Genomic DNA, 21107 nt, shown 5'->3' on the forward strand with positions numbered 1-21107 from the left:
AAGAGTATAAGAAAACTGATTTCAGAATACATTAGAAAATCAAAACGATGAAAAAAATTACTCTTATTTTTTTATTATCTCTTTTTTTTACCATTCATTGTGGTTTAGCACAAGGAAACATTAAGCACGAAATCGAGCTTTTTGGCAAAAAGCAACTTCTTACTGAAGGTGCAGTAATTCGATGTGCGAGTACCGAATACGAAGCATATTTAAAATCAAAAAACAACAAGAGACCTTCAACAAATGAGTTTGAAAAATGGATTGCACCTAGAATAATATCAGACAAAAAGAAAAAACAAACTTTTTCAAATGGTCTTAAATTAAATGCAACAATTCAAATTCCTTTGGTGGTTCATGTCATTCACAATGGCGACCTATTAGGTGCAGACGAAAATATTTATGACGAGCAAGTTATTTCTCAAATCAAGGTCTTAAACGAAGATTATCGAAAAAAAATCAATACTCCAGGCTACAATACCCATCCCGCTGGAGCTGATGTCGAAATTGAATTTGTACTTGCAAAAAGAGATCCTTCGGGAGTCTTGTCAAATGGTATAAATCACGTTAATTTAGAACGCGAAAGCTGGTCTTTAGAAGATATTGATGAAGTAGTAAAACCGCTGACTCAATGGAATCCAGAAAAATATCTTAATATTTGGGTCGTTAAACTCAAAAGCACAGATGTTTTGGGTTACGCACAATTTCCAAGCACTTCAGGTCTTGTGGGTTTAGATAATGATGCTGGAGACGCGGTAACCGATGGTGTCGTTATTGGCTACTCCTACTTTGGATCTTCGTCCTACTTTCCTGGAGGAACTTACACAGCTAACTATGACAAGGGAAGAACAACATCACACGAAATAGGACATTGGCTAGGATTAAGACACATTTGGGGAGACGGAGATTGTAGTGTGGATGATTATTGTGAAGACACTCCTAATGCAGGCCAATCTAACGAAGGTTGCCCAACAAATATTGATTCCTGCCCTAATTCTCCGGGATTAGATATGGTAGAAAACTATATGGATTATACTTATGATGCGTGCATGAATATTTTTACCAATGATCAAAAGACTAGAATAACCACTGTTATGAACAATTCGGTCAGAAGAGCCTCGCTAAAAACTTCTGATGCGCTTTTACCAGGAACAATATTCACTAATGACGCTGCTGTAACTATTGTAGATTTAAACCTTGATCCTTGCGGTAATTCTTTTGCACCTACAATCAAAATAGTTAATAAAGGAAGCGCTCCACTTACCGCTGCATCTATTACTTTCGGAATTGACAATACTAATTTACAAACCTTGGATTGGATTGGCAATTTATCAACTGACGAAGCAAAAGAAATTACGCTAAACAGTTTAAAGACCACTGGAGGTAATCACATCTTTTCTGTTTTGATCACAAAAGCAAATACAACAGTAGATCAAAACACCAATAATAATAGTGCAGCTGTAAATTTTGAAAGCACCAAAAGCTATTCATCTACAACTGTAAAATTAGCGCTGCAATTGGATGAATATGGCTCAGAAACAACTTGGAAACTAACTAACAGTGACGGTAAAACAGTATACCAAGGCGGACCTTATGTGGATACCGAAAATATTCCGCCAGTCATAAATACTACTTTTAACTTAACAAATAACGGCTGCTACACTTTTACAATATTCGACAGTGAGTCAGACGGTTTTTGTTGCAAATATGGAAATGGTTTTTACACATTAACAACCTCAACCGGTGAAATTATTGGCTCTGGCGCAGCCTTTAGAAATCAAAAAACAAATCACTTTATAATAGGCGCAATACCAACAGAGGAAACGAAGGAATCAAAAAGTGTTTTTGTATATCCAAATCCCGCCTCAAGTTTATTAAATATATTCATTGAGAATAGCACAATAAATCCAGATAATTACACCATTGTAAATAGTTTGGGTCAAATTATAAAATCGAAAAAAATTGTAACAAAGCAAGATTTACAAGTAAATGTATCTGATATTGCTCAAGGCATTTATTTTTTGAAATTAACAAAAAATGAATCCGAAATAAAGACCATTCGATTCATAAAGAAATAAACAAATTAGAATAGTTAAAAAAAGGATTGAAGTTTTCAATCCTTTTTTAGATTTATCAATTGTATGTCTTAAATTTGCCATTATAAAACACTTGCTTTGAAGATTTTTCATTCTATAAACGATTTCAGTTCTACAAAAAAAACAGTTATAACTTTAGGCACCTTTGACGGCGTTCATATTGGTCACAAAAAAATCCTTGAAAGAGTTATACAAAACACCGATAATGAAAAATACGAAAGTTTAGTACTTACTTTTTTTCCACATCCGAGAATGGTTTTACAAGAAGACTGTGAAATTAAGTTGCTCAATACCATTGATGAAAAAATAGAATTATTAGAAAAAATTGGACTTGAAAACTTAGTCATTCACCCTTTTGATGAAACTTTTTCAAGACTTACAGCCGAAGATTTTGTAAAAACTATTTTAATAGATCGATTTCACATTCACAAAATAATTATTGGTTACGACCATCGTTTTGGCAGAAATCGCACTGCCAATATTGACGATCTTATTTCATTTGGGGAACAATATGGTTTTGAAGTAGAGCAAATTTCGGTTCAAGAAATCAATGAAATTTCAGTTAGTTCTACAAAAATTAGAACGGCACTTCTAGACGGCAACATGACTTTAGCTAATGATTATTTAGGTTATGATTATTTTTTAACTGGCACTGTAATCTTAGGAAAACAATTAGGAAGAACCATAAATTTTCCAACAGCGAACTTAAAAATTCTAGAAAACTATAAACTGATTCCTCAAAATGGCGTCTATATTGTAAAAAGTTATATAGAAAACAAAATAGTTTACGGAATGATGAACATTGGTTTTAACCCAACAGTGGATGGTCAAAATCACTCTATAGAAATTCATTATTTTGACTTCGATGCTGATTTATACGATAAGAAACTCCAAGTTTCTGTCTTACAAAGAATTCGCTCCGAACAAAAATTCGCTTCTGTTACCTTGTTAAAAGAGCAACTGGAAAAAGACAAACAAATAGCAATCAGCTATTTGAATGATTTATAAATAAGCTATGTATTCTTTATTTTTTTAAGAATAATTTTCTTTTTGTTGTAAATTTGAGTTTAAAACATTATTTATCAAGTAATTATAACCTTAAATCAGCAACATGAAAATACCTAAAGAATTAGTAAATGGATGGATTATAGTACTGGGAATTGGACTTTATTTCTTAGTAATGGAACTTTTGGGCTTAGCCGATATTTATCTTCTTCGCGTTTTTAATGTTTTGTTCATTTTTTACGGAACGAATAGAACACTAAAAGCTAATTTTATTGAAGGAAAAAAATCATTAGGCTCCAACGGAATGTCTGCATTATTGACAGCAATAATTGGAGTTTTTCTTAGTGTAGTTGCACTTATTTCTTACAGTTATTTTAAAGGTGGAGACGAATATATCGCCACTTTATCTAAAACTTTTCTTTTTGGAGGAGAACCTTCCATAATGACCTATTCTATTTCACTTTTATTTGAAGGATTTAGTTCTGCAGTAATTGTCACCTTTATTTTAATGTTACTTTGGGACACTCGTTATAGATCTGACAAACATAGTGTTAAAGTATAAACGGATTGTAGTTGTAATTTATTCTTTATCTGAAATTAAAATAGTAATTAAGGTTTTATAAGTTTTATAAAATTTAATTTATAAGCGTATTTTATTTAAAAAATAGATTTTAAAAACGCAAATAAAGCTTTGTTAGTAGCGATTATTTCTACTGTTAAAAAAAGATCATGACTAATATTTTAGAAACGAATGCATTGATTCTTTAGAACAATTTAACTACTTTTGGAACATCAAAAAATCGTATCGATGAGTATTACAAAACACAATTGGACTAAAGACGAGATAATCGCAATATATAATAAACCTATGATGGATTTGCTTTTTGAAGCAGCTACTATTCATAGAGAGCATCATGATCCTAATGTGGTTCAGGTATCCACTTTACTATCTATAAAAACTGGGGGATGTCCGGAAGATTGTGGATATTGTCCACAAGCAGCTCGTTACCACACTGAAATTGAAGGAAACGATCTAATGTCTGTTAGTCAAGTAAAAGCACAAGCTTTGCGTGCAAAATCTACAGGATCTTCTCGTGTATGCATGGGAGCAGCCTGGAGAAATGTAAAAGATGGACCAGAGTTTGATCAAGTTTTAGAAATGGTTCGTACCATTAATAAACTAGACATGGAAGTATGTTGTACCTTGGGTATGATTACTGAAAATCAAGCACACCGTTTAGCCGAAGCAGGATTATATGCTTACAATCACAATTTAGATACTTCTGAGGAATATTATAAAGAAGTTATTTCAACTCGTGGTTTTGAAGACCGTTTGCAAACTATCAAAAACGTACGCAAAACGAATGTTACCGTATGTAGTGGTGGAATTATTGGAATGGGAGAAAGTATCGAAGATAGAGCCGGAATGTTAGTGGCGCTTTCTACATTAAATCCTCAACCGGAATCAGTGCCAATTAATGCATTAGTTGCCGTTGAAGGAACTCCTATGGAAGAAGAAAAACCTGTAGAAATTTGGGAAATGATACGAATGGTTGCTACAACTAGAATCATTATGCCAGAAACACAAGTTAGATTATCAGCAGGAAGAATGAACATGAGTCGCGAAGGTCAAGCCATGTGCTTTTTTGCTGGAGCCAATTCTATATTTGCAGGAGACAAATTGCTTACTACTCCTAATCCAGATGTAAACGAAGACATGAAAATGTTTGAAATGCTAGGTTTGAACCCACAAAAACCTTTTACAAAAGTTTCACAGCCACAAACCGTTGAAGCATTAGACTCGCAATTTGCTCCGTTAGGCGAAAAACCTAAATGGTCTAGACCAGGACATGAAATTGAAAGAAACCTAGAAGCATCTGCAAAAGGTAAAACAGTTTAACAACGGCTTTAAAATCAATCTATATTTTATAAATCATGCTCCTAGTATTTCTAGGAGCATTTTTTTTGCAATAGGAACCAAATCCTATTCACAATTTATATAAACAACTGTTTTTTTAATTTTTAAGGAACGATAACTTTCCTTGTACTACTTTTTCCATTGTCTAAAAGCACTTTAACTATTAGAATCTGTTGTTTTATAAAAGAATTGGCTATTTGAAAGTAGGCATCATTTATAGAATCTTTATGCCAGATTCTTTTTCCTGAAATATCATAAACAGTGATCTCATCGATTAAATTATCTAAAGAATTTATTTTTAAAAAATCATTTTGAAAACTAATAATCAATCTGTTATCAGGTTTTACAACCTCATAAAGATCTAGTGTTTTATCTGTATATCGAATGACAAATCGGTCATTAAAAGTTCCTATTGCCGTTTCGAAATTATAATTAGCTTTTTTTAAATCAAAAATAACATTAGTTAACTTATCTTCTAAGAAAACAGATTTGTGTAACAAAATACCATCTATCTGATCAATACTAATTGTAAACAAACCCGCAATAGTAGTTCGATATCCTATAAAAACCAAATCATCTTCATCAAAGGGCACAGCTCTTCCTTGAATTACTAAATTCTTATCTTGACTAATACTATAAAAATCTAGATATTGATTCCCATTGAAACTTTCTCCATCAAAGGAAGAGTCATATTCATTTGTAGCTCCAGAACTATATCCTATTAAAGCTTGCTTAAAGAGACCTTCTTTATTTGATAAATTCAACCAAATACGATGTTTTTCAAGTTGATTTATTTTAGATTTCTTATCTCCTTTGGATTTGAAAAAAGAAGCATTCTGATCAATCACACGCATACTATTATTAAAAATGACGTTTTTACCGCTACTAATACTTATTGTAAAAAACGCTTGTCCAGAAGCAATTTTGCCATCAGGCTTAGTGTTATTTAACCCTAAATTGTTAGCGGCTCTGGTTGCTACACCACCCAATCTATTATAAACCGCATAATCACTAGAAGTATATTCATTATTAGTAATTGGTGTGTTATGAGTCCATAAATAAATAGTTCCATCCAGAACTTCAGAGTTGACCGCTAGGAATACATCAGCATCAATTGCAGAAGGGTAAGGATTTCCCAAGAGATTTGAAGTATTATTCGATCCAACTGATATTAAAAATTCTCCATTATTTGGAATACCTAAAAACTCAGCCTTGTAAATAGCCGGATCTATTGCAGAAAAATCTTCAGGACCTCGAATTATATATCCTTTACCCTGTTTCATTACTTGAGATGGCAACTCAGTCAACCAATCATTTGTCGCAGCATCAAAAGAGTAGAATTTATCCGAAAGCGTATTGGGAGATAGATCAATTAATTTTTGACTAAAAACGGGCGATGACCAATAACTATAATCGGTACTTACAACAGCAGTAGTTTCTCTTTCTAGATTCATAACTCCCGTATTTACAATCTCATCATCCGATTGATAAAGGGACGCATTATTTTCTAAATGCAAAATTCCAAGACCCGAAAAATCAAAAGTAAGAGCTAAAGTATTACCCTTTTTTACGGTAACTTTATGTCCTGAAGCTATTGAGCATAAACAGGAATTAACCGTTGCTGTAATGTTGTAATCAGAATTAAAATGCAATTCCTTTCCTAACGAAGGTGGTCCGTTACTCCATGACACTCCATCCCAAATAGAACTATTATTACACAATTTAAGTCTAGCGATGCGATGTTTGGTTACTCCAGAAACCGAATTAAAATTTCCTCCAATGATTACTTTTGCATCTGGCGTAAAACAAATACTGAATAATGTACTATTTAAGTCCGCTATAAAACTAGGATCATGACCTCCGTCTGATAGTAATCTTAATAGGCGTTTGACTGGTTTCCCATTGAAGGTGCCGGAAAATGCACCACCTATTAATAAGCGATTGTCTGGCTGAACTAAAATAGATCTAATTTCACCGTTACTAAAACCGGAACCGATTTGAAAACTACTATCTAACCCACCATTGCTATTTAATCTTACAATCCTTTTAACTGCATTCCCATTATAATTTAAAAAAGAGCCTCCAATAATAATTTTATTATCGGGAAGCATCGCCATTGAGAAAACATTTTTGTCAAAACCTGAACCAACAGAAAAACCCAAATCAACACTTCCATCAGTATTTAAACGAACCAACTTGTTTTTAGAAAACCCATTGTAATTTGAGAATCGACCCCCTAAAAGTATTTTTCCATCAGGCTGTATTAAAACGGTTTCTACTATAGCATCAGTACCTAAACCAGTATTAAAAGTTGCATCAATAGCGCCATTAGCCAATAATCGAACAATCCTGTTGGCAGCACTACCGTTATAACTTGTAAAATTACCTCCGACAATAATTTTTCCATCACTTTGCAAGGCCAATGCATACACTTGATTATTAAATCCAGTACCAATTGTAAAACTCTGATCAACAGAACCATCAGCCAAAACACGAGTAATTCGATTATTTAAAAAACCGTTATAGCTAAGAAAGCTTCCTGCAAAAAGAATTTTATTATCCGGTTGTATTACTGCAGCTCTAATATTATTACCAGCACCAATGCCGTTTGAATTAAAGGTCAAATCTATTGTGCCATCCTCTAATAATCGAGCAATTCTATTGGCGACAGCGCCATTAAACTTAGTAAAATTTCCAAAAATCATGGTTTTATTATCCGATAACGAAATAACTTTTAAAACAGAATTATCAAAACCAACTCCAGCTGTTAAATAGCCAATATCTAATGTGCCGTTATTATCAATCTTAGCCAATCTTCCTTGATTTTGAGAATCAAACACTAAAAAAGAACCACCTATATACCAATTACCGCTTGCATCTGATGCTAAAGTTAATATAGTAGCCGTAGCAGGACCAGAACTAATATCAAATGTTGGAACAATGCTACCATTAGAATCTAAGTACACTAACCTATTAACATCAGTTCCATTATAAAAAGAATGAAATGAACCGCCAACCATAATAGAGCCATTATTACCTAATTTTATAACGTAAACACCTCCGTCACTAAATCCTGTTCCTATATTGAAAGAAGCATCTACACTACCATCATTATTTAATCGAAGTATCTTATGGGCAGAAACAGCATTATAGCTTAGAAAATCACCTCCAACTAGAATTTTACCATCTGTTTGAAGGGCAAGAGTTCTGACAGTATCATCAAAACCCAAATCAGTACTAAAAGTAGAATCAAAAGAACCATTGCTATTTAATCTAATAATTCTGCCACAAGCAGTTCCATTAAAAACAGTAAAAGAACCCGCAATTAGTATTTTACCATCGGACTGAATTTGAATAGCATCCACTAAACCATTGGCACCAGTTCCCGTTGCAAATGAAGTGTCAAGAGTACCATTTGGCAAAATCCTAGCAATTTTATTTACAGCAACACCATTATATTTTGCAAAACTACCTACAACAACTATACTACCATCGGTTTGCATAGCAATTACATGAATTATTCCAGAGTTTGCTGCTACTGCTGTATCAAAAGTAAGATCTTGAGAACCATCAGAATTCAGCCGAACTAACTTTCCGATAACGGAACCATTATACAAAGTAAAAGAACCTCCAATTATTATTTTTCCATCAGACTGTATCAACGAAGAATATACATTTGCATTAAAACTACTTCCTAATAAGAACGAAGTATCTTTACTCCCGTCCGGAAATAAGCGGCATAAATAAGGCGTTGGAGCACCATTAAAGTTTAGAAATTCCCCTCCTACAATTAGTTTTCCATCAGATTGCAGCGAAACCGTTCGAACCACTCCATCAAATCCATCACCTAACAAGCCACTATCATAAGTATTAAAAGCTGCATCAGATTTTCCTTGTTGCGAATAACCAACTGTTGACATCAAAAAACCAAATGCAATGCCGAATAAAAGTAGTTTTGTTTTCAAATCTAGATGATTTTAAGGTTTCTATTAAAAATAGCCAAACAGAAAATATTTCCTATTTTAAATAAAAATAATCAGAAAACAAAAAATACACAATACCCACATTTAGTGATATTTACAAAAAATTAAATACTACTTAGACTATTAAAAAAACAAATAGCAACTCTATTCCTATAAAAAAAATCAGGATTTAAGTCAATCATTTAATTTTAACCAAATTTGATTAACGGTTAAAAAAAATCCCATTCTGTTTAGATCAGAATGGGATATATTTAATAATTTGAAGACTTGTATTAGTTTTAAAAGGCTATTTTTTTAGTGATTACTTTATCACTACTTAAAGTCACTTTTACAATTCCAATTTGTTTGCTTAAACCAATAGTTGAAGAACGGAATTCAGTCTCATTAAGCAGTTCTTTATCCAAGACTTTTTTACCTAATAAATCAAAAACAGTTACTCGTTTGATTGTTTCTATTTCCGATTTTATTTTTAATTCCTTTTTATCTTTAGAAATAATAACTTGCTCATTCAACAAATCAAAATCAACATTTCCTAAAATTTTATTGGTGTAGCGTAACACAAACCGGTCATTAAAAACTCCAGCTTCTGTAGTAAATGTGTAAGCACCTTTTTTCAAATCATGAACTACGTTTAACATTTTATCTTCAATAAAGATATTTTGAGATTCGATAGCACCATCCACTTGATCGATATCAATACTCATAGTTACTTTATCTTTACTTCTATACCCTAGAGGAACAATATCACTTGCGTCAAATGGCAAAGCCCTACCCTGAATTGCAAAGTTTGTTTCTTGATTTATACTATAGAAATCTGCAAGTTCATTTCCATCAAAAGTCTCTCCATCATAACCATTATCATATTCATTTGTAGCTCCAGTAATATAACCCACTAATAACTGCTTAAAAGCACCTTTATCGCTATAAAGATTCAACCAGAGTCGATTCTTTTCAATAGAAGTAGTTTTTTTTGATTTTGAAGTGACTGTCTTAAAAAACTGAGTATTAGTACCTGTATTTCCTTTTACGCCCACTCGCATACTATTGGTAAATTTAATAATATTAGACTCAGGCGAAAATTTAGTATTCGCAAAAAACCCTTGTCCTGCAGCAATTTTTCCGTTAGGTATAAAAGGATTATTAAGCGATTTATCTGTATCGCTAGGAGCAGCTTTTGCAGTTGCTGTACCACCAGTTAAGTTGTATGTAGCATAATCGTCCCCAGAGTAAGCATATAAACCAGAACCCGGCTTACTAACTCCTATACCAACTTGCGTATTGTGTGTCCAGAAATAAAGAGTTCCATCTAACACACCTCTATTATCAATTAAAAATTGGTCTGCATCTAATGCCGAAGGATATGGATTTCCAACAAGATAGGACTTCCCTTCAAAAACATTAGGAATAGAGTACCCACCATTATTTGGAGTACCTTCAAAAGTAACTCGCAAAGAACCAATAGGATTTGCATTGATTGGTCCAGGACCTCTAATACTATAACCACGTGCAGGAATCATTTCATTAGACATTGATTCACTTTTCCAATATTGATTTACAGCATCTACATAAAACGAATAAAAATAAGTCCCTTCAAGATTTGCTGGTTGGTATTCCATTCCTCCAGTACCTCCTAATTTTGATTGCGCTACTGGCGAAGACCAATAGGTAAAATCAGTATTTCTAACCCCAGTATTTGTTTCTCTTACATATTTTATTTTGCCATAATTGATGGCTGCATCGTTAATCTGTACTAGACTTCCTGTATCTTCTATGGTCAATAAAGCTCCTACCGTATTTAAACCGTTCGTAAGTGTTAAGGTATGACCTGAATTGATGGTGACATTTTTTCCCGGATTTACTTTACAATCGCAAGCTATTAAGTCACCTGTAGATGAATATGAATCATTAAAAACTATACTTTTATTCGCCGAAGGATTACCGTTGGACCAAAGACTACTGCCCCAAGTTGTTGAAACGGTAACAATAGAAAAGTTAGCAATTCTAGGACAACTTGCTCCAGCAAAGCTAACGGAAATAGTATAATCCCCTTTGGATATTCCGTTAATATTTTTGGTATTCCTAGTAAATGTTGCATCACCTGCTTTAGTCCATGAATAAGTATAGGGGTGTACAAAAGTTGGACTACCAAGTAAAGTACCATTATTACCTGCAGGAACACTGGTTAAAGTTGAACCTGAACTTTCAATAAAATTATAGCCAGCGATCAAACCTGGTTCAGAACCCGTATAAGTAGTAGGACTACTAGCTAAGCTTACTATAGTTGATTCGGAAAGCGCCATATTATACATACCTACTTTCATTATTTGGCCTGTAAATGGATTTCCTGATGGAGTAAATACTCCACTCCCTATTTTTACAAAATCTCCACTAGCTCCATAATTCTTATTACCTCTAGAGCTACCTTGAGTAGTCATTAACTTTCCATCAATAAACAATAAAAGATTAGCACCATTACCCACACCAGCAATATGATGCCAATTATTATCAGCCAAAGAAACAGGATAAGTATATCTTAAAGAACCACCATTTTGAGTCCACAAATGAAGTTCAGTGTCAGTAATAAAACCAAACTCTACAACATCATTTTGCCCAAACAAACTTGTAAAACTAGAGTTCAAATCACTTTTATTAAATTTTATCCATCCTTCAACCGTAAATGCATTTAAATTTGAAAGAATACTTTTATTTAAGTTAACGAAATCAGGCTTAGATTTATTAAACTGAAGTGCATTATTAAGTGTACTTGTTACAACGCTCCCATCAGCAGAAGAGCAGCCGGCAGTTGTCGGTGTCCCTGTGATTACTGGCGCAATCTGTGGGAGTATTCTAATTACATTTGATGTAGTTGGAATACCCGAAAGACAAGAAGTGGCATTTGAAGTCATTGCAACCGAGACATCGTCTCCTCTGGTTAAGGCAGGACTCACATAAGTAGCTGAATTTGTTCCTACATTTACTCCATTAACCTTCCATTGATATATAGGTAATGTACCTCCGTTAATAGGTGTTGCCGAAAAAGTAACTGCATCTCCAGCACAAATACTAGTAGATGCAATACTAACTCTTACAGGTGGGGTAAATCTATATATCTGACCGTTTGCGGGTTTTGAATTTATATTAGTGTTAAATGATCCTGATGATGCTATTGGATTATTTCCAGAGTTGTTTAACGTTAAATAAGTATCATTTTGATCATAAATCCCTATTGTAGCAGAGCCATTTTTCACTCCATTACTTCCTCGATTGTAATGATATTCAATAACATTAGTACTTTCATACAACCATATTTGAAATGACATAACATCACTACCAGAATTATATTCCCACTTTTGGGCACTCCATTCTATTTTGAATATCCTGTTTGGAAAAGCACCTGTAGTTTCATACTTAGGTATTGTAGTATTTGCTAAATCATCCCATAAAGGCATTAATATGGGCTTCATTACAGCTGCACTAGCAATGCTATTAGTATAATTCTGATTATTATTAAAATTTGAAGTTACAAAACTTAGCCAACCGTTTGATGATACTATAAATTGTGAATAGGCTTGTCCCCCAAAAGTAAAATTAAAGTCCAAAAGAGCTATATCAGAAAACCCATCATCCTGATTAGCAGTCATATTAACGACACTCTTTGCATCGTTACTCAAAGAATTATAAGTTCCTGAAACTGCCATAAAGCAATAATCGCTTGCTGCTTGACCATAAGAGAAAGAAGTAATTAACAATAAAACTAAAAAAAGTAATTTTTTAATCATGAGCAAAATTTTATATATTGGGCTAAATAATCAATATTTGAGCCGTATTTTTTTGTTTAAAAACTGTAAAGACAGTCAATCGCGCAATATAGTCTGCCGTTTTAAATAAAAAGAAATCTATTCGACTAAAAGCTTATTTACCCGTTGAAATACATCTTTTGGATTTATTACTTTTAGTTAAAACCAGCAAACTATTCCAGTAAAAATAAGTGTTGAGAAAAAATTAGCACCCTTTTACTCTTTGCAGTGATAAGGATTGAAGTGAATTGAAAAGAATTCTTATTATTACATTCTTTTTCCAGCTTTTTTATACTAAAAAATAATTTTATTAATCCCTATAGTGCATCGATAGATTTATTTTTGAAATAGTATTTTTGCTCTCAATACAGATTTCAAAAAATGGGGTCGACCTATAAAAATTTAGACATGAAAGATGTTTTTACCATAAAAGAAGCTTTATCCAAAATAGAACAATTTTGTGCCTATCAAGAACGGTGTCATGAGGAAGTGATTCAAAAACTATACAGCATGAAAATGGATTCTGAGGAAATCGATACGATTTTAGTTCAACTTATCTCAGATAATTTCCTCAATGAAGAACGCTTTGCGTGCAGTTTTGCCAGAGGAAAACACCGCATCAAGCAATGGGGGAAAATTAGAATTACAAACGAATTAAAGTTTAAAAAGATAAATCAAACTTTAATAAATACAGCACTTAAAGAAATAAGTGCCGAAGAATACCTAGCTACTTTTCACACATTAGCGGAAAAAAATTGGCAATCTATTCGTGAAACAAACACTCTTAAAAAGAAGAAAAAGTTCTGTGACTACTTACTTAGAAAAGGTTTTGAAAGCCATTTAATTTACGATAAAGTAAAAGAATTAGAAACAGATTCAAAAAAATAACATCCTAATTACTACAAGGACAACAAAATACTCACCGCATTTCCTCCAAAACCTACAGCATTGATTAATACTTTTTTTATGGGTTTAGTTTTTATTTGTTCGCTTAAGAAAGGAATTCCAATAAAAATGTCCTTCTGCATCATCATGATAGCAAGTTCCATGCTCAATATTCCTGACGCCCCAAAAGTATGACCAATCTTCCATTTGTTGCTGGTTAAAAGCGGCAATTGGTCACCAAAAACTATTTCTATAGCTCGGTATTCTGTCAAATCGCCTTTTACTGTTCCTGGCGCATGCATCACTATTACATCTACATCTGATAAAGAGGTGTTTTGCAAAGCCATTTTCATCGATTTCTGAAAACAAGTTGCCTCTGCTGAAATTGAAATGTTATGCTCTAAGATTTCAGTCGCATACCCTATTCCTTCTATGTAAGCCAAAGCATTTTCCTTTTTTCCAACTTCCATACAACACACTCCAGCACCTTCACCAAGAATCATAGTACTCTGTTTCTTTTCTAAATCTAAGGCTCGATTTGGCCATTGAATAGTTTCATTAGCTGCATTTTCGTGATTTGAGTAAATCTTTAAAGCGCGCATTTGAGCAATCGTAAAATCAGTTAATGGCGCTTCACTTCCACCTACCATAAACTTGTCTGCCATACCAGCTCGAAGCCAGGCTACACCATTTAGAACGGAGTGCAAAGCAGTAGAACAAGTTATAGAATGAGATATTTCAGGTCCTGCACTTTGCAAGTCGTGTGCTACCCATGAAGAAATGTTCCCCAAAGTGGTCGTAGGAGAAGCTAGCGTTTGAGCTTTTCCAGTTGCTACATATTCGCGATAATGTTTTTCAAATAAGTCAGTGGCACCACGAGAAGAACCTATGTTAATACCAAAAGTATCTTCCTGCGTCCAACCGGCAGTAGCCATCGCTTTTCTAGAAACTAACATCGCATACAAAACAGATTTATCTAAAGATTTGTATTTATTATCCGATTGTCTTAATGAATCTATCAACAAATTAGAATCAATATCTAAACCGGCAACTACGGTTTTTTTATGGTCTAAATTCTGAGCCGTAAAAAAATGCTGTTCTCGAAGGTAATTTTCCCAAATCTTTATAGGTTCAGTACCTAATGCTGAAATAGAATTGATAGCAGTTATAGAAATAGTTTGTAACAAAATATTAAATTTATTTGCAGAAATTGCAATATTATTTTAAAAATAGCTTAATCATAAAACAGAATAATTCGTTCAAATTTCTAATGTTGTCTCTACTAAATTTTAAACGGAATAAATTGAATTAAACGGATTCTAAAGCATTTTGAATTACTTGATATATTCTATCCAATTGTTTTTCAGAAATAATGTAAGGAGGTAAAATGTAAACAATATTACCAACCGGTCTTAGAATTACGCCATTTTCGATAAAAAAATTATATAGTTTATTACGCAATGTTCCGTAATAACTTTCGCTGCTCTCTGTTTTTATTTCTAGAGCAAAAATAATACCTAAAACCCTTGTGGTCATAACTCTAGGATGATTTGCTATCTTTTTTTGAAATGCCAAATGACTCTTGTTTACTCGCAACAGATTATCTTGCATTTCTGAAGTTTGCAACAACTCCAAACTAGCCAAAGCAGCAGCGCAACCCGTAGGATTTGCCGTGAAAGTATGGCCATGAAACAAAGCTTTATTGATATCTTCATCATAAAAAGCATCAAAAATATCCTGAGTAAAAGTGGTAATTGCCATAGGAATTGTACCTCCAGTAAGCGCTTTAGACAAGCACATCATATCTGGCATTTCAACTTGATAATCCATTGCAAACGTTTTACCTGTTTTACCAAAACCAGTCATTACTTCATCAGCAATTGTAAGTACATTGTTGACACGACATATTCGAATAAGCTCATTTAGAGCTTCTGGCTCATACATAACCATTCCAGCAGCTCCTTGCACAAGCGGTTCAAAGATAAAACCAGCACAATTATGGCTCTGAATCACATTTTTCAAGGTCTCAAAACTTTCTTGTTCTTGACCTTTTACAGGAACTGGAATTCGTATCACATCTATAAACATACCTTGAAAAGCCTGCGTGTAAAATGAAATTCCACTAGCAGCCATTGCTGCAAATGTATCTCCATGAAAAGCATTTTCAAAAGCAATAATGGTAGTTTTCTTTTCTCCTTTATTAAAAAAATATTGTAATGCAACTTTTATCGCTACTTCAACTGCTGTAGAACCGTTGTCTGAAAAAAATATTTTCTGTTGATTTTTAGGCAAAATTTCAATAAGCTTTTCAGCCAAAACTATAGCGGGTTCATGCGTAAATCCTCCAAAAAGAACATGTTCTAAAGTTGTAAGTTGTTTGTAAATCGCATCTGCAATGAACTTATTAGAGTGCCCAAAAGGATTCACCCACCACGATGCTATAGCATCTATATATTCTTTGTCATTTTCATCCCACAGCAAAGCTCCTTCTCCCTTTTTGATAGCGATTGGTAAAGCAGCTGTTTTGTGTTGTGTATATGGATGCCAAAGATGTTGACTATCTCTTTCTATTAAACTCATTCTATTAAAATTATAAGATTTTTAATTTCATTTGCGTTCAAATAAAATTAGTTGAGAATTCTATAACTACTATTCGAGTCTTAGTAAATTCTCTTTAAAAATAGCAGCATAATATTGAATGACATTTTGATCAAAATAAGGCTCTTCTTCTATTCTACCAATAAATGTTAGCCCTGTTTTAAACAAAATAACCGATTCTGATGCTTTATTTTCTTGACCATTAAAAATAATACCCGCTACTTTAATATTTCTATTTTGTAGAGCTTCAATAGTTAGTAAAGTGTGATTAATACTTCCCAGATAATGACGTGAAACAACTATGACTTTATAATCTGGCTGAATTAAATCAACTATAGTATCACGATTATTTATAGGAACAAAAATTCCTCCTGCACCTTCTATCACTAAATGATTTTGAGTCTCCGGTACAATTATGTTATTTAAATCAATTGTAATTCCATCTAATTCTGCGGCTAAATGAGGACTTGCTGGTGTATTTAAAGCGTAACTGTTTTCAAAAAAATGAGTTTTTTTGTTGGATACATAGCGCTTTATTTTGTGAGTGTCTGAGTTTTCTAAATCTCCCGCTTGAATCGGTTTCCAATAATCAGCTTCTAATGCTTCCGTTATAATCGCCGAGGCAATCGTTTTGCCTACATCAGTTCCTATTCCAGTTATAAATAGTTTCATTTTTTATTTATTTGAGTACAAAAATAAAAAACCCATCGTTAAGATGGGCGATTTATTATTCTTCTTTTAGTTCGTCTAAAACTTGACGTATTTGTTTGGCGTATTTTCCATAAAATCTATTGACCCAAACCTCCAGTGCAATACCCATAGAAAGAAAACTAAAAACCACAATCGAAAAAATACCTATCATCTGAAAATTAGTGATTTCGGAAGTTAAAAAGCCTGGCGCTTTTGAAAACTTATAATATAAAAAACCTATTAGCGACAAAATTATAAAAGGTATTAAAGCAAATCCAAAGGTTTTATACAATTCCATATTCAACCTAATATCGAAATACGTTTCATACAAATTATCTTTAGTTTTCATTGTAATAGCACTAATTCTTACATAAAACAAGTATAATTTTACCAGATAATAAACGCATATTGCTAGAAACAGACTAAAAAAGAGATAAAACAAAGGAATTAATTCTTTAGGAAAATCATATATTAAGGGCACAAATCCTGTAAAAACAATTGATAGTATTTGATAAAAAAACTCCTTTTTTAGATTTTTTCTAATTTTATCCAAAGGGGTATTAGCGGCTTCTATTTTTTTTAAATTAGTTGGAAGAACGACATTATCTATCTTTTCGTTATTCCATTGTTTTTGTATGTCATTAAAATCCATATCCTTGATTTTTTATAATTTCTTTTAATTTTTCTTTTGCTCTATTTAATTTTACTCTGGCATTCCCTTCTGAAATCCCCAAGTTTTCACCAATTTCTTTGTGTGAGAATCCTTCTAACTGATAGAAAATAATAGCTTTATCAATTTTTTCTAACTTTTGAACTGCTTTATAAAAATGATCTAATTGACTTTCCTTAATATCAGAATCTGTTTCTTCCTCTTTTATATTATCAGATGGAATTTCATATTTATCTACTTTTCTTTTTTCTTTCTTTAAAAAAACAATAGCGGTATTAATTGCCACACGATACATCCATGTTGAAAATTGGCTTTCATTACGGAACGAATCGTATGACTTCCAGAGCTGACAAACAATCTCCTGAAATAAATCTTGCTGATCATCAGGTTTATCCATGTACATCTTAGAAACTTTATACAAAATTCCTTTATGCTTTTCAATGCGGGTCAAAAACTCCTTCTCTTTTTCTTTCAAAACAAAACTATTTCATTATTGGATTCACAACATATCCCGCTTTTCTAAGCAAATTAATTACACCAAATTCACCTGCTAAATGTGCGGCACCAACCGCCACAAAAACTGCCTTTTTATCCATTAGTTTAGGCAAAATCTTTACCCAATTTTGATTTCTAATGTCTAGCATTTGTTCTTTGGTATGTTGATTCATTTGTTGTTTATCTACCATTTTATCATACATCAAACTTATGTTTTCGTTTTTATAGTCATCCACTAGTTTTGACATGTTATTTTGTGTTATTTCTCCAAGCATCGCAATCATCTCGTCGTTTGTATAAGCACCATCAATGATGGCTAACTGATAATTTACCGTTTCAAAACCTTTGATTTCTATATTATTCTTTTTAGCTAATTTCATAAATTCCATTTCATACAACTTGAAATCACTACAACCAAAGGCTTTCATGCTAACCAAACTCATTACTGCGGTTAAACTAAAACCATTCACTTGGTCAATGTTCATAGCTGCCGTATTTTTCAGTATTTGATCTAATTTAAATAATTGATCAGGATTTAATATTTTGTTTAACGACTCTTTGCCCATTGCCATTTTTTGCATGTCTTGAATCTCTTTAGCATCTGATAAGTTAATTTCTAAAATTAATTCCTCTGAATTTGCAAAAGCTTTTTTTACTTTTTCAGATAGAAAATAATCTTCTGCACATATCATATGAATCGTTCCATAGAGATAGGAAGGTTTCGTTAAGCCATTACCAGTAATTTCCCAAAGTAAAGAATTTTCAGAAGTAGAAGAAGAAGTTGTTTGCTGTGCATTACTTATTGTACTAATTAAAATTGTAAGAACTACAATAGTTGCTTTAAAAAAATTTTTCATGATTGTGATTGATTAAGTTGTTGATTGATTTTTTTGATGATTAAAACTCCTTAAAATTATTTGCTCCATTTTTTACGTTGCCAAGAAGCTACTGAAATTACAAATAAACAACTCATTATAATGAGCAACGAGAAGTTCGCTTTTTGTAATATAAAATGGTTGACTAACGAAAAACTAAGTCCCATAGAGGTTAAGAAAATAAAAAAGGAACTAACTAAATTTTCTTTTGAAGTAATTGATTGTGGTTTCATAAAACTATTTATTTTTGATTACTACTCGTAAGTAATCAAACAATTGAAACGTTACAAAAAAAGAATAAATTATTTTAATAAAGGCGTAAACAAAGGGCTTAGCGAATATATTTTATAGAAAAAATCGCTAATAGATAAGTTCCAACATAGCTAAGAATCGTTTTAAAAAACAATCTTTGCTAGTAATTCTAAAAGTTGTTTGATCTCTTCTTTAGAATTAAAACTATGCAAACAAAAACGCAAACGCTCTTGTCCAGCAGGAACAGTTGGTGACAATATGGCTTTGACATCAAAACCATTTTTTTGCAATTCACCAGCAATCCTTTTTACGTTTTCATTCCCGGGAATAATGGCACTTTGAATCGCTGATTTACTGCGAACAAAGAGCTGTTTTAAACCCATCAAAACCAGCTGTTGATTAAAATAGATGATGTTTTGCTTTAAATCTAGAATGCTTTTTTTATCGCTTTCTAAAGACCTATATGCAACTAAAATTGCAGCAACAGCGTGCGGAGAAAGTCCGGTCGTGTAGATGAAACTTCGAGCGAAATTAACGAGATAACTTTTTAATTCTTCTGATCCTAAAATTGCTGCTCCATGACAACCCAAACCTTTTCCAAAAGTCATAATCCTGGCAAAAATGTGGTTTTCCAATCCAAGCATCTGAACCAATCCTTCGCCATTCTCTCCAAAAACTCCTAATGCATGCGCTTCATCAATTACTAAAAAACAATTGTATTTATCCGACAGCGCTACTAATTCTTCCATGTTAGGACAATCGCCATCCATAGAGAATACGGATTCAGTAACAATATAAAGAGTAGCATTGGGATTTCGCACTATGATTTTCTCCAAATCTTCAACATCATTATGATTGAATTTATAGGCTTTTGCGTTTGACATTAAAATACCATCCCGAATCGAAGCATGACAAAGCTCATCATATAAAATAATATCGTTGCGTTGCGGCACAGCGCTAAAAAAACCAACATTGGCATCGTAACCCGAATTAAAAATTAACGCTGCTTCTGACTGATTAAATTGAGCTATAAAATCCTCTGTCTCTAGATATAATTTATGATTTCCAGAAAGTAATCTAGAACCAGTAGCACCATTTTTTTTAAGATTACTTTGAATCAAATACTCATGGGTTTGATTAAAAACAATTTCTGAATTTGCTAAACCAAGGTAATCATTGGATGAAAAATCGATTAGATTATTAGGAATACCTAGTTTACGAAGAGAATTTGATTCAATTCGCTGCGTTAATCGATCAGATAGTGATTTTGGAAATCTTTTCATAGTTTGTAAAAATACTAAAGTTCTAACAAATGAATTGCATTTTAGTAGGAAGTAGTTTTAACACATTTTGATTTATTAGAGTTACTTTCAAATAAATAATTTCAGTTTGAAATGGAATGCAAAGTCAACTAAATATTCAATTATAATTATTTAAAAACCCAATTTTAAGCTGCTATCATTTCTTAAAACTAATAAATTATAAATGTAAAAATTATATAAAAAAAAAGCCAAACATTGCTGTTTGGCTTTTATACTAATTATAAACCGTCTTAGTCAACTAAAACGATAACTTTATTATCTTTCATTTCAATTGTACCTGAATTGATAGCTAATGTATAGTTTTGATCATCCAGCTTCGTGAATTTACTTGCTACTTCTTTTGCAAAAGTAAAATTAGAAGCTGTAATTTTCACCACTCCTTGTTCTAAAATTGAAACTATAGGGGCGTGATTATTCAAAATTTGAAAGCTTCCGTCAATTCCAGGTAAGGTAACCGAAGTTACTTCTGCTGAAAATAATTTTGCTTCTGGTGATACTATTTCTAAAATCATTTTTATTGCTTT

General features: G+C 32.6%; 16 protein-coding genes. 5 read left to right on the plus strand and 11 right to left on the minus strand.

From position 1 onward, the window contains the following. Positions 1-47: 47 nt before the first annotated feature. From H2650_RS02255 to bioB, 4 genes are all read left to right on the plus strand, one after another. Entirely contained in the window at positions 48-2075 is a 2028-nt protein-coding gene (locus H2650_RS02255) for a M43 family zinc metalloprotease (RefSeq protein ID WP_188049130.1), read from the plus strand. A 96-nt stretch (positions 2076-2171) separates the two neighbouring features. After that, a complete protein-coding gene (locus H2650_RS02260) occupies positions 2172-3101 on the plus strand; it encodes a bifunctional riboflavin kinase/FAD synthetase (protein ID WP_188049131.1) in 930 nt (309 codons plus the stop codon). A gap of 103 nt (positions 3102-3204) precedes the next feature. Beyond that, positions 3205-3660 (plus strand): hypothetical protein, encoded by a 456-nt coding sequence (locus tag H2650_RS02265; RefSeq protein ID WP_188049132.1) that lies wholly within the window; start codon positions 3205-3207, stop codon positions 3658-3660. Positions 3661-3906: 246 nt separating this feature from the next. Continuing rightward, positions 3907-4998, plus strand: coding sequence for a biotin synthase BioB (bioB, locus tag H2650_RS02270; RefSeq protein ID WP_188049133.1), 1092 nt, complete (start codon positions 3907-3909; stop codon positions 4996-4998). A gap of 122 nt (positions 4999-5120) precedes the next feature. Here bioB and H2650_RS02275 read toward each other — a convergent pair whose 3' ends face one another. Both H2650_RS02275 and H2650_RS02280 read right to left on the minus strand, forming a co-directional pair. Continuing rightward, positions 5121-8981 carry a T9SS sorting signal type C domain-containing protein gene (locus H2650_RS02275; protein WP_255462780.1) on the minus strand — a complete coding sequence of 1287 codons (3861 nt, stop codon included), beginning with the start codon at positions 8979-8981 and terminating at the stop codon, positions 5121-5123. 296 nt (positions 8982-9277) lie between these two features. Next, positions 9278-12778 (minus strand): LamG-like jellyroll fold domain-containing protein, encoded by a 3501-nt coding sequence (locus tag H2650_RS02280; RefSeq protein ID WP_188049134.1) that lies wholly within the window; start codon positions 12776-12778, stop codon positions 9278-9280. 399 nt (positions 12779-13177) lie between these two features. On the opposite strand from H2650_RS02280, the gene H2650_RS02285 reads away from it, so the two are divergent. Further along, positions 13178-13684, plus strand: a complete 507-nt coding sequence (locus H2650_RS02285; RefSeq protein WP_370566788.1) for a regulatory protein RecX — start codon at positions 13178-13180, stop codon at positions 13682-13684. Positions 13685-13695: 11 nt separating this feature from the next. On the opposite strand, the gene H2650_RS02290 is transcribed toward H2650_RS02285, so the two are convergent. The 9 genes from H2650_RS02290 to H2650_RS02330 all read right to left on the minus strand — a co-directional run bounded on the left by H2650_RS02290 (position 13696) and on the right by H2650_RS02330 (position 21095). Beyond that, positions 13696-14868: a beta-ketoacyl synthase N-terminal-like domain-containing protein gene (locus tag H2650_RS02290; RefSeq protein WP_188049135.1), complete on the minus strand. Its 1173-nt coding sequence runs from the start codon at positions 14866-14868 to the stop codon at positions 13696-13698. 121 nt (positions 14869-14989) lie between these two features. Next, positions 14990-16261: an adenosylmethionine--8-amino-7-oxononanoate transaminase gene (gene bioA, locus H2650_RS02295; protein ID WP_188049136.1), complete on the minus strand. Its 1272-nt coding sequence runs from the start codon at positions 16259-16261 to the stop codon at positions 14990-14992. A gap of 69 nt (positions 16262-16330) precedes the next feature. After that, complete coding sequence (bioD, locus tag H2650_RS02300) at positions 16331-16951, minus strand: dethiobiotin synthase (RefSeq protein WP_188049137.1); 621 nt, start codon at positions 16949-16951, stop codon at positions 16331-16333. A gap of 55 nt (positions 16952-17006) precedes the next feature. Continuing rightward, complete coding sequence (locus H2650_RS02305; protein WP_188049138.1) at positions 17007-17621, minus strand: hypothetical protein; 615 nt, start codon at positions 17619-17621, stop codon at positions 17007-17009. Then, positions 17611-18114, minus strand: coding sequence for an RNA polymerase sigma factor (locus H2650_RS02310; protein ID WP_188049139.1), 504 nt, complete (start codon positions 18112-18114; stop codon positions 17611-17613). Before H2650_RS02310 ends, H2650_RS02305 begins: the two co-directional genes overlap by 11 nt. Positions 18115-18121: 7 nt before the next feature. Further along, positions 18122-18991, minus strand: a complete 870-nt coding sequence (locus H2650_RS02315; protein WP_188049140.1) for a TraB/GumN family protein — start codon at positions 18989-18991, stop codon at positions 18122-18124. Positions 18992-19047: 56 nt separating this feature from the next. Next, a complete protein-coding gene (locus H2650_RS02320) occupies positions 19048-19242 on the minus strand; it encodes a hypothetical protein (protein ID WP_188049141.1) in 195 nt (64 codons plus the stop codon). Positions 19243-19404: 162 nt separating this feature from the next. Further along, positions 19405-20544, minus strand: a complete 1140-nt coding sequence (locus tag H2650_RS02325; protein WP_188049142.1) for an 8-amino-7-oxononanoate synthase — start codon at positions 20542-20544, stop codon at positions 19405-19407. A 269-nt stretch (positions 20545-20813) separates the two neighbouring features. Then, on the minus strand, positions 20814-21095 hold the full coding sequence (locus tag H2650_RS02330) for a F0F1 ATP synthase subunit epsilon (RefSeq protein WP_188049143.1): 282 nt from the start codon (positions 21093-21095) through the stop codon (positions 20814-20816). Positions 21096-21107 lie beyond the last annotated feature (12 nt).

The organism is Flavobacterium sp. GP15, from assembly GCF_014281985.1.
GTDB classification, from domain to species: Bacteria; Bacteroidota; Bacteroidia; order Flavobacteriales; family Flavobacteriaceae; genus Flavobacterium; species Flavobacterium pygoscelis.